Origin of the sequence: Ruegeria sp. B32 (assembly GCF_025141855.1) — a bacterium.
Lineage (GTDB): Bacteria > Pseudomonadota > Alphaproteobacteria > Rhodobacterales > Rhodobacteraceae > Ruegeria > Ruegeria arenilitoris.
Genome location: NZ_CP081106.1, coordinates 1863421 through 1878785 on the forward strand (window position 1 = coordinate 1863421; position 15365 = coordinate 1878785).

15 protein-coding genes are annotated in these 15365 nt (G+C 64.1%); 7 read left to right on the top strand and 8 right to left on the bottom strand.

The annotated features are described in order from the left end of the window. Nucleotides 1-67 precede the first annotated feature (67 nt). Complete coding sequence (locus K3752_RS09445) at nt 68-982, bottom strand: 3-keto-5-aminohexanoate cleavage protein (RefSeq protein ID WP_170366145.1); 915 nt, start codon at nt 980-982, stop codon at nt 68-70. Between the two features lie 133 nt (nt 983-1115). Between K3752_RS09445 and K3752_RS09450 the strand changes: the two genes are divergently transcribed. Beyond that, entirely contained in the window at nt 1116-2102 is a 987-nt protein-coding gene (locus K3752_RS09450) for a GlxA family transcriptional regulator (RefSeq protein WP_260063095.1), read from the top strand. 72 nt (nt 2103-2174) lie between these two features. Here K3752_RS09450 and K3752_RS09455 read toward each other — a convergent pair whose 3' ends face one another. The 3 genes from K3752_RS09455 to K3752_RS09465 are packed head-to-tail and all read right to left on the bottom strand — an operon-like array spanning nt 2175 to nt 5210. Then, nucleotides 2175-3221: an aldo/keto reductase gene (locus K3752_RS09455; RefSeq protein WP_260063096.1), complete on the bottom strand. Its 1047-nt coding sequence runs from the start codon at nt 3219-3221 to the stop codon at nt 2175-2177. Between the two features lie 56 nt (nt 3222-3277). Further along, entirely contained in the window at nt 3278-3739 is a 462-nt protein-coding gene (locus K3752_RS09460; protein ID WP_260063097.1) for a DNA polymerase III subunit chi, read from the bottom strand. 4 nt (nt 3740-3743) lie between these two features. Continuing rightward, nucleotides 3744-5210 carry a leucyl aminopeptidase gene (locus tag K3752_RS09465; protein WP_170390349.1) on the bottom strand — a complete coding sequence of 489 codons (1467 nt, stop codon included), beginning with the start codon at nt 5208-5210 and terminating at the stop codon, nt 3744-3746. A 228-nt stretch (nt 5211-5438) separates the two neighbouring features. On the opposite strand from K3752_RS09465, the gene lptG reads away from it, so the two are divergent. The 5 genes from lptG to rsmA all read left to right on the top strand — a co-directional run bounded on the left by lptG (nt 5439) and on the right by rsmA (nt 11843). Beyond that, nucleotides 5439-6539, top strand: coding sequence for an LPS export ABC transporter permease LptG (lptG, locus tag K3752_RS09470; protein ID WP_170372421.1), 1101 nt, complete (start codon nt 5439-5441; stop codon nt 6537-6539). Then, nucleotides 6539-8707, top strand: coding sequence for an LPS-assembly protein LptD (locus tag K3752_RS09475; protein WP_260063098.1), 2169 nt, complete (start codon nt 6539-6541; stop codon nt 8705-8707). The genes lptG and K3752_RS09475 overlap by 1 nt, the downstream gene beginning before the upstream one ends. Further along, nucleotides 8698-9954: a peptidylprolyl isomerase gene (locus K3752_RS09480; protein ID WP_260063099.1), complete on the top strand. Its 1257-nt coding sequence runs from the start codon at nt 8698-8700 to the stop codon at nt 9952-9954. Before K3752_RS09475 ends, K3752_RS09480 begins: the two co-directional genes overlap by 10 nt. Further along, nucleotides 9951-10916 carry a 4-hydroxythreonine-4-phosphate dehydrogenase PdxA gene (gene pdxA / locus K3752_RS09485; protein WP_260063100.1) on the top strand — a complete coding sequence of 322 codons (966 nt, stop codon included), beginning with the start codon at nt 9951-9953 and terminating at the stop codon, nt 10914-10916. The genes K3752_RS09480 and pdxA overlap by 4 nt, the downstream gene beginning before the upstream one ends. A gap of 84 nt (nt 10917-11000) precedes the next feature. Continuing rightward, nucleotides 11001-11843, top strand: coding sequence for a 16S rRNA (adenine(1518)-N(6)/adenine(1519)-N(6))-dimethyltransferase RsmA (rsmA, locus tag K3752_RS09490; RefSeq protein ID WP_260063101.1), 843 nt, complete (start codon nt 11001-11003; stop codon nt 11841-11843). Nucleotides 11844-11911: 68 nt separating this feature from the next. On the opposite strand, the gene K3752_RS09495 is transcribed toward rsmA, so the two are convergent. The 3 genes from K3752_RS09495 to prfA all read right to left on the bottom strand — a co-directional run bounded on the left by K3752_RS09495 (nt 11912) and on the right by prfA (nt 14621). Then, a complete protein-coding gene (locus K3752_RS09495; RefSeq protein WP_170338278.1) occupies nt 11912-12484 on the bottom strand; it encodes a DUF4167 domain-containing protein in 573 nt (190 codons plus the stop codon). Nucleotides 12485-12723: 239 nt separating this feature from the next. Beyond that, nucleotides 12724-13569 carry a peptide chain release factor N(5)-glutamine methyltransferase gene (gene prmC, locus K3752_RS09500; protein WP_260063103.1) on the bottom strand — a complete coding sequence of 282 codons (846 nt, stop codon included), beginning with the start codon at nt 13567-13569 and terminating at the stop codon, nt 12724-12726. Next, on the bottom strand, nt 13566-14621 hold the full coding sequence (prfA, locus tag K3752_RS09505) for a peptide chain release factor 1 (RefSeq protein WP_260066290.1): 1056 nt from the start codon (nt 14619-14621) through the stop codon (nt 13566-13568). Before prfA ends, prmC begins: the two co-directional genes overlap by 4 nt. Nucleotides 14622-14683: 62 nt before the next feature. Here prfA and K3752_RS09510 point away from each other — a divergent pair, with 62 nt between their 5' ends. After that, a complete protein-coding gene (locus K3752_RS09510; RefSeq protein WP_260063104.1) occupies nt 14684-14986 on the top strand; it encodes a hypothetical protein in 303 nt (100 codons plus the stop codon). On the opposite strand, the gene K3752_RS09515 is transcribed toward K3752_RS09510, so the two are convergent. Beyond that, complete coding sequence (locus tag K3752_RS09515; protein ID WP_260063105.1) at nt 14912-15319, bottom strand: DUF1499 domain-containing protein; 408 nt, start codon at nt 15317-15319, stop codon at nt 14912-14914. The genes K3752_RS09510 and K3752_RS09515 overlap by 75 nt on opposite strands. Between the last annotated feature and the right edge of the window lie 46 nt (nt 15320-15365).

Consider the following 15365-nt stretch of genomic DNA (forward strand, 5'->3'; position numbering starts at 1 on the left):
CCCCGAACGTTCACGCCGCACCGGGGGCCATCGTTGTTCGACAGATTTTGTGAGGGTCGCCCCGCCGTCAGGACGCCACAGGCGCCCGTTTGACCAATCCCAGCTTCTCGCGCACCTCGGCCGGGCCGATCACCCGCGCGCCCATGTTCTCGATGATCGTTCCGGCGCGTTCGACCAGTTGCCAGTTTTCGGCCAGCACCCCCTTGTCCAGCCACAGGTTGTCCTCGAGCCCCACGCGCACGTTGCCGCCCGCAAGAACCGAGGCCGCCACATAGGCCATCTGATGCCGCCCCAGCGAGAACGCGCTGAAGGTCCAGTCGTCGGGCACATTGTTCACCATCGCCATGAAGGTGTTCAGGTCATCCGGCGCGCCCCACGGCACGCCCATGCACAGCTGCACCAGCGCGTTCGGGGCCAGAACGCCCTCTTTCACCAGTTGCTTGGCAAACCACAGATGGCCGGTGTCAAAGGCCTCGATCTCGGGCTTCACGCCCAGATCAGTCATCATCTGCCCCATCGCCCGCAACGCGCCCGGCGTGTTGGTCATCACATAGTCGGCCTCGGCAAAGTTCATGGTGCCGCAATCCAGCGTGCAGATCTCGGGCAGACATTCGGCCACATGGGCCACGCGTTCCGACGCACCGATCATGTCGGTCCCCTCGGCCACGGGAAACGGAGCTTCGACCCCACCGAACACGATGTCACCGCCCATGCCGGCGGTCAGGTTCAGAACCACGTCCACCTCGGCGTCGCGGATGCGGTCGGTCACCTCGCGATACAGGTCCAGACGGCGGCTGGGCGCGCCGGTTTCGGGGTCGCGCACATGGCAATGCACCACTGCCGCCCCGGCCTTGGCCGCCGCGATGGCGCTCTCGGCGATCTGCTTGGGTGAACGCGGCACATGTGGGCTGCGATCCTGCGTTCCACCCGAGCCGGTCACGGCACAAGTGATGAAGACTTCGCGGTTCATTTCCAAAGGCATGGTGTTATCCCCAAGTTATACCCGGCTTCGCCATGGGTTTTCCCCAGGCTTGTCCCCGGATTCCGATTTGCGTCTGGCCCCGACTCTGGCGCAGCCTTGACCAGACAACTTGCCAGAATGCGAATCAGACTTGATGAAATCCGCAAAAAACATCCTCCAGCCGGAGCACCGCGCGCTGAAAACCGCAGTACTGGTGCTGGACGAGTGCAACACGCTCAGCTTCGCCTCGGCGGTGGACCCGATGCGCGCCGCCAACCGGTTGGCCGACCGCCCGGCCTTCGACTGGGACTACGTGACCGCCACGCCCGAGCCGGCGATGCTGACCAGCGCGCTGCAAGTGCCGGGCATCCCGCTGGCGCGTCTCGACCACTGCGACCTGATGATCGTGATCGCGGGGTTCAATCTGGTGCGCCACGCCACGCCCAGCCTGCTGGCCGGACTGCGCCGCATCGCCAATACCGGCGCCACGATGGCGGGCATCGACGGAGGCCCCTGGTTGCTGGCCGAAGCGGGGCTTCTTGACGGTCACGCCGCCACCACCCACTGGGAGGATCTCGAGACCTTCGCCACCCGTTTCCCCGAAGTGGACGTGCGCCCCGACCGGTACACCGTATCCGGCAACCGCCTGACCTCGGGCGGCGCGATCCCCGCGGTCGAGATGATGCTGCACATCATCGCGGCACGCCACGGCGCAGGCTTCGCGGCCCGTGTCTCGGGCCTGTTTCTCTACGAAGGCGCCCCCGAACCCGGCAGACCACAGAGCCGTACCGGCGCGCCACACCGCCACAACGCCCTGACCGCCCGCGCCAACGCGATCATGCAGGCCGCGCTGGACGACCCGCTTCCCCTGGCCGAAATCGCAAAAGCCTTGGGAACCAGCCCACGCACCCTGCAGCAGCAATTCCGCCTGCGGCTGAACACCACGCCACAGGACCACTATTTGCAACTGCGCCTGGCCGAGGCCCGCCGACTGGTCACCGACAGCGACATGGCGCTGATGGATGTGGCACTGGCCACAGGGTTCACCTCGCAATCCAGCTTTGCGCGCGCTTTCCGCACGGCGCATGGACTGTCCGCCCGCGACCTGAGGCAGGACCGCACCCAGCCCACCCATCACTGACGGGCGAGCTTGATCTGGTCATAGATTTTTGGGGGGAGTTGGCTACGGCGACGGGGGCAGCGCCCCCATCCCTCAGTACGGCATCGGATGCGCGCGATGGGCCGCGTTGATCTCGGCCATAACCTCATCGGACAGTACGACATCCCGCCCCTCCAGGATCCGCTCCAGCTGCGCCTGGGTGGTCGCACCGAAGATGACCGAGGTCATGAACGGCCGCGCCTGGCACCAGGCCAGCGCCATGTGCACCGGGTCCAGCCGATGTTTCGCGGCAATCGCCAGATAGGCTTCGACCGCGTCGAACACCCGGTCGCCCTTGCGCCCGCCCATCTGCGGCACGATCGACATGCGCGATCCCTCGGGCACCGCCCCGCCCTGATACTTGCCGGTCAGAAACCCGGCGGCCAGCGGCGAGAAGGCCAGCAGACCCACATCCTCATAGGCGCTCAGCTCGGCCATGTCGGTGTCATACAGGCGGCACAGCAGGGAATACTCGTTCTGGATCGAGGCCACCCGTGGAGCCCCCATCTCGTCCGACAGGCGCAGCCACTGGGCGGTGCCCCAGGCGCTTTCGTTCGACAGGCCGAAGGCGCGGATATTGCCCTTGTCCACCTGCGATTGCAGCGCCTCGAGGCATTCGTGCATATTGTCCAGAACCGCCTGCCGATCACCGCCCGACGGGTCATAGTCCCAATTCTGCCGGAACATGTAACTGCCGCGGTTGGGCCAGTGGAATTGGTACAGGTCGATGTAGTCGGTCTGCAGACGCCGCAACGATCCCTCGATGGCCCCAGGGATCGTGATGGACGAGATCGGTGCTCCGTCCCGCGCATGGGTAAAGCCGGCGCCCGAATGCTTGGTCGCCAGAACATAACCGCCGCGACGGGCCGGATGGGCCGCATTCCAGTTGCCGATGATCTGCTCGGTCTTGCCCACTGTCTCCTTGGTGATCGGGTTGACCGGATACATCTCGGCGGCATCAAGGAAATTGATCCCGGCCGCCAGCGCCGTGTCGATCTGACGATGCGCATCCGCCTCGGGGGTCTGCGTGCCGAATGTCATGGTTCCGAGGCACAGGTCCGAGACCTGGATGCCCGTGCGGCCCAACGGTTTCATTTTCATCAATCAATCTCCTGTCGCGCGGATCGCCACGCCTGCAATCTGATTTCGGTCCCGAGTCAGCCGGATTCGGCATTTTTTTCCCAACGGCCGGATTCCTCCGACCAATACTGCGCCGCGCAACCCGCCGCGGTCAGCGTCTTCCATTGACCGCGCGCATGGTCCACCGCGCTTGGATCGTTGCCATCGAACAGGATGCAAACCCGCTCCGAGGCGGTCACCTCATCCGGCGTCACCTCGGCTCCGTCCACCGCCATCAGGCAAGACGGGTTGTTGGCAGCGTCCGCCTCGGTAGTCAGCAGAATCGGCTGAACCGCGTCGTGCGGCCCACCTGCCTGCCCATGCGGCAGAAACGCGTCTTCGGGGCCCAGCCAAAGCCTTTCGTCCAGCCAGTCCATCCGCGCAGGGTCAGTGCCCCGCACCGCAATCCGCCACCCGGCCTGCCGTGCCTTGTCCAGCAACACCGGCAAGGTCTGCTCAAGTGGATGGCGGGTCAGGTGGTAGAAGTAGACGGCGCCCATCGACCTACTCGAAATTGTCCTGCACGAAGCGGCTGAGCGCACGGACGCCCCAACCCGTGGCGCCCTTGGGCGCATAGGACGTTTCCGCCGCGACCGAGGCCACGCCCGCGATATCCAAATGGATCCAGGGTGTTTCTTCCTTGACGAAACGCTGCAGAAACTGCGCTGCGGTGATCGAACCGGCCGGCCGGCCGCCCACGTTCTTCATGTCCGCGATGCGCGACTTCAGCAGATCGTCATAAGCCTGCCCCAGGGGCATACGCCACGCGCCTTCATCCTCGGCCCGGGCCGCCTTCAGGAACGCGTCGCAGAAGGTGTCGTTGTTGGAAAACACGCCTGCGTTTTCATGCCCCAGCCCGATGATGATCGCGCCGGTCAAGGTGGCCAGATCGATCATGCCGACCGGATTGAACCGCTCCTGCGCGTACCACATGACGTCACACAGCACCAAACGGCCTTCGGCGTCGGTGTTGATGATCTCGACCGTATCGCCCTTCATCGACTTCACGACGTCGCCCGGCCGCGTGGCACTGCCCGAGGGCATGTTCTCGACCAGCCCGACCAGGCCCACGACATTGGCCTTGGCCTTACGCTTGGCCAATGCGCGCATGGTGCCCGCAACGACGCCTGCGCCGCCCATGTCCATGGTCATATCTTCCATACCAGCGGCCGGTTTGATCGAAATACCGCCGGTGTCGAAAACGACCCCCTTGCCGACCAGAGCCAGCGGTGCGTCATCAGCATCGCCGCCATTCCACTGCATCACGACGACTTTCGAGGGGCTGTCCGACCCTTGCCCGACGCTCAGCAGGGTCCGCATGCCCAACTCGGCCAGCTTGTCTTCCTCCAGCACCTCGACCTTCAGGCCCAACTCCTCCATCTCTTTCAGACGGTTGGCAAATTCGCTCGTTGTCAGGATGTTGGCGGGTTCGTTCGTCAGGTCGCGGGTCATGCGCACACCATCAGCAACCGCATAGAGCGGTGCGAAGGCGGCCTTGGCGTCGTCGGGCTTGGCGTGGCAGATGGACACCGCGCCTTTTGCGTCATCGTCCGTGGTTTTGTGCGCGTCAAAATCATAGCTGCGCAAAGCAATGCCCAAGGCCAGTTCCTCGGTCCGTACCTGGTTGCCCGCCATGACCAGCAGGTCCTTGCCACCTGCCAGCTTGGCCAGTGCAGCACCGCCCTTGCGGGCTTCGTCCGGTTCGGGGCGGCGTGGCAGGACGAGAATGTCCAATGCCTCTGCCTCCATCCCGCCGGGCCAAGCCAACGAGATCACGTCGCCAGTCTTGACCTTGGCGAAACGGTCGCTTTCCACCAGCCGGGCTACGGCACCACGGGTCAGTCGGTTTGCGCGGCGCGCGGCGGGGTTCATCTTGCCATCGGCGGGAATGAGAATGGCCACCCGGCCTTGGGCCTGCGCCATCAGGTCCAGTTCGAAGGCTTGAAAACGGATCGGTACCAGACTGCTCATTTCTTGCTCCTGAAAAACTCTGCCCACAGACCTAGCCCGCGCCGCCGCCATTGACCAGATAGCAGTTTTCCCCGCCCGCCAATTGCATTAAGGTCGCGCCAAAATGACCGGCAGGCTCGGGGGAGAAAACTTGGCATCATTCGGCAGGCATAGGCCGTCGCGCATGTTTTTGTGCCTTGGCGATTCTGGCAACAGGCCTGCTGGACGCCACGTGCCGGGGATGCGGCCGTGATTCTGGACCGGTACTTCGCCCGCCGCTTTTTGCAGAGCTTTCTGGTGATTGGGGCCATCTTCCTGACACTGATGATCCTGATCGACCTGATCGAACAGGCCCGTCGGTTCAATGACGCCGACCTGTCATTTGGCCAGGTTCTGCAGCTGACGCTGTTGAACACACCCGCTGCGATCAGCGAGATGCTGCCGCTGTTGATGATCCTGTCGACCATTGCCCTGTTTGTCGGCCTCGCACGCAGCTCGGAGTTGGTGGTGACCCGGGCGATCGGCCGCTCGGGTATCCGCGCGCTGTTGGCACCGGTCCTTCTGGCGCTGATAATCGGAACTCTGGCGGTGGCCCTGCTGAACCCGATTGCGGCGGCCACGTCCGAGCAGTACCGGCATTTCTCGGATCTATACAAAAACGGTGGCAGTTCCGCCCTGTCGATCAGCCGCGATGGGCTTTGGCTGCGTCAGGGCTCGCCGCAGGGCCAATCGGTGATCCATGCCCGCGCATCGACCAACGACGCCGAGCTTGAATTGATCGACGTGTCCATCATCACGTTTTCGCCCGAAGGTCTTCCGACCCGTCAGATCATCGCCGACGGCGCTCGCCTCGACGACGGGGCCTGGATCCTGCGCAACACCAAGGAATGGCCCCTGTCCAGCGACACCAACCCCGAGACCCACGCCGTCACGCATGAGACCCTGCGGCTGCCCACTTCGCTGACCCGTCAGCGCATCCTTGAAACCTTGGGCCAACAGGACAGCGTCTCGGTCTATGACCTGCCCCAACTGATCCGCGACCTGCGCGAGGCGGGCTTTTCAACCAAGCAATACGAGGTTTGGCTGCAGGTGCAGCTGGCGCGCCCATTCTTCCTGATTTCGATGGTGTTGATCGGCGCGGCTTTCACCATGCGGCACGTGCGGTTCGGCGGCACCGGCGTCGCCGTGCTGACGGCTGTTCTTCTGGGGTTCGGCGTATACTTCGTGCGCAATTTCGCTCAGATTTTGGGAGAGAACGGCCAATTGCCGATTGTGATTGCGGCCTGGGCACCGCCGTTTGCGGCCATATTGCTGTCGCTCGGCCTTCTGCTGCACGCGGAGGACGGCTGATGCGGCGCCTTCTGCCCCTTCTTTTGTCCAGTGCTGTGTTCTTTTCCGGTCCGGGGCTGGCATTGGCCCAGACCTCGGAGACCAGTACGCCCGCGTCTGACACGGCACAACAACAGGATCAGCCTGCCTTGCTGGTGGCTGACAGGATCTTCATCACCCCGGATCGCAAACTGGTGGCCGAGGGCAATGTCGAAGCCTTTCAGGGCGACGTCAAACTGTCCGCACAGCGCGTGGTGTTCGACCGCGAGTCGGGCGAGCTGACGCTGGAAGGTCCGATCCGGATCGATCAGGGCGGACGCTCGACCGTCCTTGCGGACTCAGCGCAACTGGATGACGGCATCCAAAACGGGTTGCTGACCGGCGCACGGCTGGTGTTCGACCAGCAGGTGCAGATCGCGTCGGTTCAGGCGACCCGCGCGGCAGGACGCTACACGCAGTTCAGCAAGGTCTCGGCCACGTCCTGCCATGTCTGCGCCGACGGTCGGCCGCCCCTCTGGCAGATCCGGGCACGCAAGGTCACGCATGACCAGCTCGAACGGCAGTTGTATTTCGAGGGCGCCCAGTTCCGCATTCTGGATGTGCCGGTTTTCTACTTTCCAACCCTGCGGCTGCCGGACCCGACACTGGATCGGGCAACCGGGTTTCTGGTGCCGTCAATCCGCACGACCTCGCAGTTGGGTACCGGCGTCAAGACGCCGTATTTCTTCAAACTGGGCGATCACAGGGATCTGACGCTGACCCCCTACCTGTCGTCCAAGACCACGACGCTTGGCTATCGCTACCGGCAGGCCTTCAAGAACGGCCGCATCCAGTTTGAAGGGGCCTATACCCGCGACGATGTCCAGCAGGAGCAGGATCGGGGCTATTTCTTTGCAAATGGCTGGTTCAATCTGCCGAACGACTTCCGGCTGACCTTCGACGTCCAGACCGCATCGGACGACTCGTACCTGGCGGACTACGGGCTGCCTGACTATGACCGCCTGCGCAGCGAGATCGCGCTTGAGCGCATCAAACGCGACACGGCGTTTCGGACCAGCTTCATTCACTACAAGACCCTGCGCGACAGCGAGGAACAGGATGAGATCCCGTCGCAGGTCTTCGATCTGTTCTACCAGAAACGCTATTTCCCCGCGGCAGCTGTCGGCGGTGAGGTGCGGTTGGGCTTCGTCACCCACACTCACACCCGGACCAGCGACGAGGATATCATCGGGCGCGATGTGGCGCGCGCCACATTCGACGCCCAGTGGCTGCGCAGCTGGACCTTTGCCTTTGGGTTGCGCGCGGATGCTGAACTGGGGGCTTCGGTCGACACGTTCGACATTCGCAACGACAGCGCCTACCCCGACCAGATCACCCGGTCGACCCCGCGTGCGGCTTTGACACTGCGCTATCCGATGACCCGGCGCGAAGCCTCTGGCGCGACCCAGTTTCTGGAGCCGATCGCGCAGTTTGGCTGGACCCATGTTTCGGACACCGATGTGCCCAATGACGAAAGCACCTTCCAGGAATTTGACCAAGGCAACCTGTTGTCCCTGTCGCGCTTTCCGGCCGAGGATCGACGCGAAGACGGCACGACCGCGGTCGTGGGCGTGAACTGGGCTCGGTATGCCCCGGGCGGTTGGCGGGCATTGGCCACGGTCGGCCAGGTCTTCCGCTCGACCGCCGATCCGAACTTCACGGCTACGTCCGGCCTCCAGGGAACTTCGTCCGACCTGCTGCTGGCGGGGCAGATCAAGACGAACAATGGCCTGACGCTGGCCGCACGCGGATTGATGGATGGCGATTTCAGCTTTACAAAGGCTGAATTGCGCGGAACTTGGGCCAACGAGGGGACCCAATTGGGCGGAAGCTATATCTGGCAGCAGCCGGACCCGGCCGAAAACCTTGACATGGAAACATCCGAGATACGGTTGACCGCACGTCAACGACTGGATGAAAACTGGAGAGCCAACGCCCTGGCCCGCTATGATCTGGCAGAATCCGAACCGCTGCGGCTGGGCTTGGGTGTGACGTATGAAAATGAATGTGTGCAGGTTAACATGTCCGTCAGCCGGCGATATACTTCGACATCAAGTATTGAGCCTTCGACGGAATTCGGCTTTACCGTTGCACTGACAGGATACGCCGTTGAAGGCGGGGGCAAGAAGTATAAAAGAAAATGCAGCTGATTTCAGGTTTTTCCAGGTTCTTTCGTTCCCGTTGGCTGACGGCATTTGCGCCCGGCCTCGCGGTCGCCATGCTGTCAGTTGCGCCTCAGCAAGCCCCCGCGCAAAGCTTGTTTTCACCGGCTATCCGCGTGAATCAGGATATCGTCACCTGGTACGAACTGGATCAGCGCCAGCGGTTTCTCGAAATTCTGGGTATCCCCGGCAGCTCTGAGGCCGAAGTCCGCAAGGCGCTGATCGACGAGCGCCTGCGCAAGCAGGCCATGCGCGAAGCCGGCATCCAGCCCACACCCGAAGACATTCAGGTTGCGATCGACGAATTCGCCTCGCGTGGTCAGCTGACCCCGGATCAGTTCCTGAAGGCACTGGCTGATGCGGGCATCGACCGCGAAACCGTACGGGATTACGTATCCAGTCAGCTGGCATGGCGCGACTATGTCAGCGCCCGTTTTATCTCTCAGGCCCGTCCGACGGACGACGAAATTGACCGTGCAATGGGTCAGACCGGCGGTGGCGGTCTTCAGGTTTTGCTGTCTGAAATCATCATCCCCGTGAATGCGCAGACCTTGGCACAGGCCGAGGCCTTGGCCGACGAAATCGCCCGTGTCGAAACCATCGATGCGTTTTCGGCCGCCGCCACGCAGTACTCGGCAGCGCCGACACGCGAAAATGGCGGACGCCTGGACTGGTTGAACGTCACCAACCTGCCTCCGGCGCTGCAACCGGTTATCCTCGGCCTGAAGAATGGCGAGGTCACGGCCCCGCTGAGCCTTCCCAACGCCGTAGCCCTGTTCCAGATGCGCGGCCTGCGAGAAGTGGCCGCCGCCAGCACGCCGCGGTTCTCCAAGATCGACTATGCGGCCTATTACCTGCCTGGTGGGCTCAGCCCCGAAACGTTGCAAAGAGCCGCCGAACTGAAGGAAACGGTTGATACCTGCGACGACCTGTACGGCATCGCCAAGGGGCAACCGCCCGAGGTACTCGACCGGGTCTCGGCAAGTCCGTCCGAAATCCCGCGCGACATCGCGCTGGAACTCGCCAAGCTGGATCCCAACGAGGTGTCGACCACTCTGACCCGCAACAACGGCCAGACGCTGGTGTTCCTCATGCTGTGCAATCGGACGCGCGATCTGGGTGAGGACACGTCGCGCGAGGACGTGGCCAACGCGCTGACACAGCAACGCCTGCAGGCATTCGCCAACAGCCTCGTCGAACAGCTGCGCGCCGACGCCACGATCATCGAGCAATGACCGCGCCCATCGCGCTCAGCTGCGGCGAACCCTCGGGCATCGGTCCGGAGATCGCCGCCAAGGCTTGGGCCGCATTGCACGACAGCTGCCCATTCTTTTACATCGGCGATCCCGGCCACCTGCCCGACGACATCCCCAAGACCGAAATCGTAGACCCGGCCCAAGTGGCCGACATCTGCGCAGATGCGCTGCCGGTGTTGCCGCTGACCTTTCCGGCCCCGAACCTGCCCGGCCACCCCGATCCAGCCAATGCGCCTTCGGTGATAGACGCCATCGAAACCGGCGTGTCACTGGTGCAATCGGGCGCGGCCTCGGCCCTCTGCACGGCACCGATCCACAAGAAGGCCCTGATCGACGGCGCCGATTTCGCCTATCCGGGCCATACCGAGCTTCTGGCGGCGCTGGCAGGTCGCTCCCGCGTGGTGATGATGCTGGCCAGCGAGCAACTCCGCGTGGTACCCGCCACGATCCACATCCCGCTGTCGCAGGTGCCCTCGCGCCTCACGCCCGACCTGCTGCGCGACACGATCGCAATCACCGCCGACGGCCTGCGCCGCCAATTCGGCATCCCGCATCCTCGCATCGCGGTGGCCGGGCTCAACCCCCATGCCGGCGAGGGTGGCAAGATGGGCCGCGAGGAACTGGACTGGATCGCCCCTCTGCTGGCCGATCTCACCCCCGAGGGCTACACCGTAACCGGCCCGCATCCGGCCGACACGATGTTCCACGCCGCCGCACGCGCCCGCTATGACGCCGCCATCGCCATGTATCACGATCAGGCGCTGATCCCGATCAAGACGCTCGATTTCGACCGTGGCGTGAACGTGACCCTGGGCCTGCCCTTCATCCGCACCTCGCCCGACCATGGCACCGCGCTCGATATCGCCGGACAGGGCATCGCAAACCCCACCAGCCTGATCGAGGCGCTGAAACTCGCCCAACGCATGGCACAAAGCACTTGATCCTTCATCTGGCGCCAAATATCCCCGCCGGAGGCAAAAATTCTCTGGCGCACCGCCTGCCCCTCGCGCCACGGTAACCGGATCATGAGCGCAATCGACACCCTCCCCCCGCTGCGCGAGGTCATCGCCAAGCACCAGCTCTCGGCGCGCAAGTCGCTGGGTCAGAACTTCCTGCTCGATCTCAACCTGACGGCCAAGATCGCCCGGCAGGCCGGCGACCTGAGCCAATGCGACGTGCTGGAGATCGGCCCTGGCCCCGGAGGCCTGACCCGCGGGCTGCTGGCCGAAGGTGCGCGCAAGGTGGTGGCGGTGGAAAAAGACACCCGCTGCATCGCCGCGCTTCAGGAAATCGCCGCTGCCTATCCCGGGCGGCTCGAGGTCATCAATGGCGACGCTCTTGAGATCGATCCGCTTGAACATCTGAACCCGCCCATCCGCGTGGCGGCCAATCTGCCCTACAATGTGGGCACGGAACTGCTGGTGCGCTGGCTGACCCCGCCGGAATGGCCACCCTTCTGGCAGAGCCTGACCCTGATGTTCCAGCGCGAGGTGGCCGAGCGCATCGTGGCGCAGCCCGGCACCAAGGCTTATGGGCGGCTGGCGATCCTGGCCCAGTGGCGGGCCGAGGCGCGCATCGCCATGTCCCTGCCCCCCGGTGCGTTCACGCCGCCGCCCAAGGTCAGCAGCGCCGTGGTCCACCTGACCGCCCTGCCCGAACCGCGCTTTCCGGCCGATGCCGGTATTCTGTCACGTGTCGTGGCCGCTGCGTTCAATCAACGCCGCAAGATGCTGCGCGCCTCGCTCAAGGGGATGGCCCCCAATATCGAGGACCGCCTGAACGCCGCCGGCATCAAGCCCACCGACCGTGCCGAGCAGATATCACTCGAAGCGTTCTGCGCGCTGGCGCGTGAGATACAAAAAACCTGATCCCGAACGAAAACGGCCCCGGACATCTCTGACCGGGGCCTTTGAACTCTGTGCGCAACCGCTATGGCTTATTCGGCAGCCTCTGGTGCATCACCGCCGCCTTGGGGGGCCTGCTCTTCTACGGCCTTGGGCTTGCGTGCGCGCGGTCTCCGGGCAGGTTTGTCCTTGCGCTCGGCCGCTTCGGCCTTGGCGCCCGCGCTTTCGGGCGTCTCGACAAGCCCGGATTCAGGAGTATCCGAATCGGCGTTCAGATCAACGATGTCCGGCTGCGGAGCCTCGGCCGGGTCCGCCTGGCGTGCGGCTTCACGTTCCTGCCGTTCCGCCCGCTCCCGATCGCGCTCGGCCTGACGCTCGCGGTTCTGGCGTTCCTGCTCTTCCCGACGCGCTTCCATTTCGCGTTGCGCCTCGCTCAGCAGGCGCAGGTAATGCTCGGCATGTTGCTGAAAGTTTTCGGCAGCGACGCGGTCATTGGCCAGCTGTGCATCGCGCGCCAGCTGGTTGTACTTGTCAATGATCTGCTGCGGCGTGCCGCGCACCTTGCCCTCGGGCCCCGAGCTGTCGAAAACCCGGTTAACGACGTTTCCACCAGAGGGACGATTGCGGTTGTTCTTTGCCCGCGAGCGGGATTTGGAGGATCTCATCTTACTGTACGTCAGCCTTGTCTTGCACTGTCGATCCACCCGTATTCTGCGCTGCTCTGTGGCCTGTGCCGTCACGGGATGTCGACTTTTTTGGGCTTGGCGTCAGGGGTGCGCCGAAGGGGCGTCAACCGCGCTGACTACTCTGAGTAAGCATGTCCTGACGGCGCAGACAAGGGGTTAATACACCAAATGCCGGGTTTTTTACCCCGACCGGCGTAAATCGGCCTCAGAATCCGCGGCTAGCCCGGCATTCTGGCGCCCACCACCCGGTCCCGCCCGTCCAGATCAGGAACCACACGGATATCCGCCAGCCCCGCCGCGTCGAACAACGCGCCGACCGCCTGCGCCTGTGTCGGGCCGATTTCCACCAGAAGCCGTCCGCCGGGCACAAGGTGATCGGGGGCGCCGGCCGCAATCCGGCGATAGGCGTCCAGCCCGTCCGCTTCATCCGTCAAAGCCAGACGCGGCTCGTGCTCGCGCACTTCGGGCGACAAGTCATCCATTTCGTCGAGCGCGATATAGGGCGGATTGGAAACGATCAGGTCGAAATGGCCACCAATGTTCTCAAACCAGTCCGAGCGCTGGATTTCCGCCCGATCCTGCACCCCATGGGCCACTGCATTCGCACTTGCCTGCAGACAGGCTGCCTCGCTCAGATCGACACCCAGCCCGGTTGCGCTGGTGCGCTCCGCCAGCAAGGTGATCAGGATGCAGCCCGAGCCGACGCCCAGGTCCAGCACGCGGTCGAACGGCTGGCTGAGGGCCGCTTCGATCAGCGCTTCGGTTTCGGGGCGCGGGTCCAGAACGTCGCGGCTGACGCCGAAGCGTCGGCCGTAGAATTCGCGCTCGCCCAGAAGATGGGAAACCGGCACCCGGATCGCGCGCAGCGACACCAGTTGCTCATACCGTTCGGCGATCTCGGGCGAGAGCTCTTCGGGCGCAATCAGGGTCACGCGGCTGGCCTCGATCCGGGCGGCATGGGCCAGCAGAACCCGGGCGTCCCGCGCCGGGTCGTCCACACCTGCGGCCCGCAGGCGCGCGGTGGCGGCCACCATGGCCTGTGCCGCTGTCAGCGCCGCGATCATTGCGCCATCTCCGCCAACAGGCGCGCCTGATCATCGGCGGTCAGCGCGTCGATCACCTCGTCCAGATCGCCCTGCATGATCTGGTCGAGCTTGTAGAGCGTCAGGTTGATCCGGTGATCGGTCATCCGGCCCTGCGGGAAATTATAGGTACGGATGCGCTCGGATCGGTCGCCCGACCCCACCTGGCTGGCCCGGTCGGCCGAACGTTCGCTGTCGATCCGCTGACGTTCGAGGTCATAGAGACGCGTCTTGAGCACCTGCATCGCGATCTCGCGGTTGCGGTGCTGCGATTTCTCGGAACTGGTCACCACGATCCCTGTCGGCAGGTGGGTGATCCGCACCGCCGAGTCGGTGGTGTTCACATGCTGCCCACCCGCGCCCGAGCTGCGCATCGTGTCGATGCGAATGTCATTCGGGTCGATCTGGATGTCTACGTCTTCGGCCTCGGGCAGAACCGCCACAGTCGCCGCCGAGGTGTGGATGCGCCCGCCGCTCTCGGTTTCGGGTACACGCTGTACGCGATGCACGCCGGATTCGTATTTCAGTCGGGCAAAGACGTTGTCGCCCTTGATATGGGCCACCACTTCCTTGATGCCGCCCAGTTCGGTCTGCTGTTCCTCGATGATCTCGAATTGCCAGCCGCGGGCCTCGGCATAGCGCTGATACATCCGCAGCAGGTCGCCCGCGAACAGCGCCGCCTCGTCGCCGCCGGTGCCCGGGCGGATCTCCAGCATCGCCGGCCGCGCATCGGCCGCGTCCTTGGGCAGCAGCGCCAGTTGCAGCGCATGCTCGGCCTCGGGGATGCGCGCCTTGAGCTGCGGGATCTCCTCTTCAGCCAGCTCTTTCATGTCGGGGTCGTCCAGCATCGCCTCGGCCTCGGCCAGATCGGACCGCAGCTGGCGCCAGGCCGCGATCTGTTCGACCACCGGCTTGAGGTCGGAGTATTCCTTGGCCAAAGCCGCGATATCCCCGCCCGAGGCGCCATCAGACATCGCCGCTTCGAGGTACTGGAATCGCAGAGTGATCTGTTCAAGACGTTCTTCGGGGATCATTGGGGCGGTGTCTATCATCCGACGTCTTTGGTCAAGGCCCCGGCTTGTGCTAAGCTATGCCCATGAAACGGATCATTGCCCTGCTGATTGTCTGCGCAACGCCCGGTCTGGCCGATGTCATCGGCCCCGGTGGCAAGGTGCAGGATTGCTATTGCACCGACACGTCCGGCAGCCGCGTCGAACTGGGCGAGATGGTCTGCCTGCAGGTCGATGGCCGCATGTTCATGGCCCAGTGCCAGATGTCGCTGAACGTGCCGATGTGGCGCGAGGTGTCAGAGGGGTGCCTGTCTTCAGGACTGCAGAGCCGCCAGCCAACCGTCGACCCGAGTGCGGTTGACGTCGAAATCCCGTCGGCCAAATCGTAACCTTCCATAGATGCGCACTGTGTCGCCGTCCTGCTGGGCGGTGGTGTAGTCGGGAAAGCCGAACACCCGGCTGCGGGAGACATAGGTGATCAGGCCCTCATCCACCGATCCGGCCAGCACCGTCGTACGCGGCGTCGCCCGCGCCACTTGGTCCAACCGCGCGAGGCCGTCCGGTCCGGTCTGCACCACACGGATCACGCCTCCGGGCAGGTCACGATCTGCCTCGGCCACGACTGGCACATGCCAGCGCGCGGGATCGGCCGGTGCCAGCCGCACATAGAGGCCAAGCCCGACAACCGCGGCGACGATCAACCAAAGAACCATGCGTTTCATTCCAATCAGACCTTCCGGCAGAACCCTAGCCGCCCGCCAGTACCTG

Bases quoted from the DNA above. Each gene is read 5' to 3' on its own strand.
- K3752_RS09515 (WP_260063105.1), bottom strand. From the start codon at position 15,319: ATGAAACGCATGGTTCTTTGGTTGATCGTCGCCGCGGTTGTCGGGCTT.
- K3752_RS09460 (WP_260063097.1), bottom strand. From the start codon at position 3,739: ATGGGCGCCGTCTACTTCTACCACCTGACCCGCCATCCACTTGAGCAG.
- K3752_RS09495 (WP_170338278.1), bottom strand. From the start codon at position 12,484: ATGAGATCCTCCAAATCCCGCTCGCGGGCAAAGAACAACCGCAATCGT.
- K3752_RS09465 (WP_170390349.1), bottom strand. From the start codon at position 5,210: ATGAGCAGTCTGGTACCGATCCGTTTTCAAGCCTTCGAACTGGACCTG.
- K3752_RS09510 (WP_260063104.1), top strand. From the start codon at position 14,684: ATGAAACGGATCATTGCCCTGCTGATTGTCTGCGCAACGCCCGGTCTG.
- K3752_RS09480 (WP_260063099.1), top strand. From the start codon at position 8,698: ATGCAGCTGATTTCAGGTTTTTCCAGGTTCTTTCGTTCCCGTTGGCTG.
- prmC (WP_260063103.1), bottom strand. From the start codon at position 13,569: ATGATCGCGGCGCTGACAGCGGCACAGGCCATGGTGGCCGCCACCGCG.
- rsmA (WP_260063101.1), top strand. From the start codon at position 11,001: ATGAGCGCAATCGACACCCTCCCCCCGCTGCGCGAGGTCATCGCCAAG.
- K3752_RS09475 (WP_260063098.1), top strand. From the start codon at position 6,539: ATGCGGCGCCTTCTGCCCCTTCTTTTGTCCAGTGCTGTGTTCTTTTCC.
- K3752_RS09455 (WP_260063096.1), bottom strand. From the start codon at position 3,221: ATGAAAATGAAACCGTTGGGCCGCACGGGCATCCAGGTCTCGGACCTG.
- K3752_RS09445 (WP_170366145.1), bottom strand. From the start codon at position 982: ATGCCTTTGGAAATGAACCGCGAAGTCTTCATCACTTGTGCCGTGACC.
- pdxA (WP_260063100.1), top strand. From the start codon at position 9,951: ATGACCGCGCCCATCGCGCTCAGCTGCGGCGAACCCTCGGGCATCGGT.
- K3752_RS09450 (WP_260063095.1), top strand. From the start codon at position 1,116: ATGAAATCCGCAAAAAACATCCTCCAGCCGGAGCACCGCGCGCTGAAA.
- prfA (WP_260066290.1), bottom strand. From the start codon at position 14,621: ATGATCCCCGAAGAACGTCTTGAACAGATCACTCTGCGATTCCAGTAC.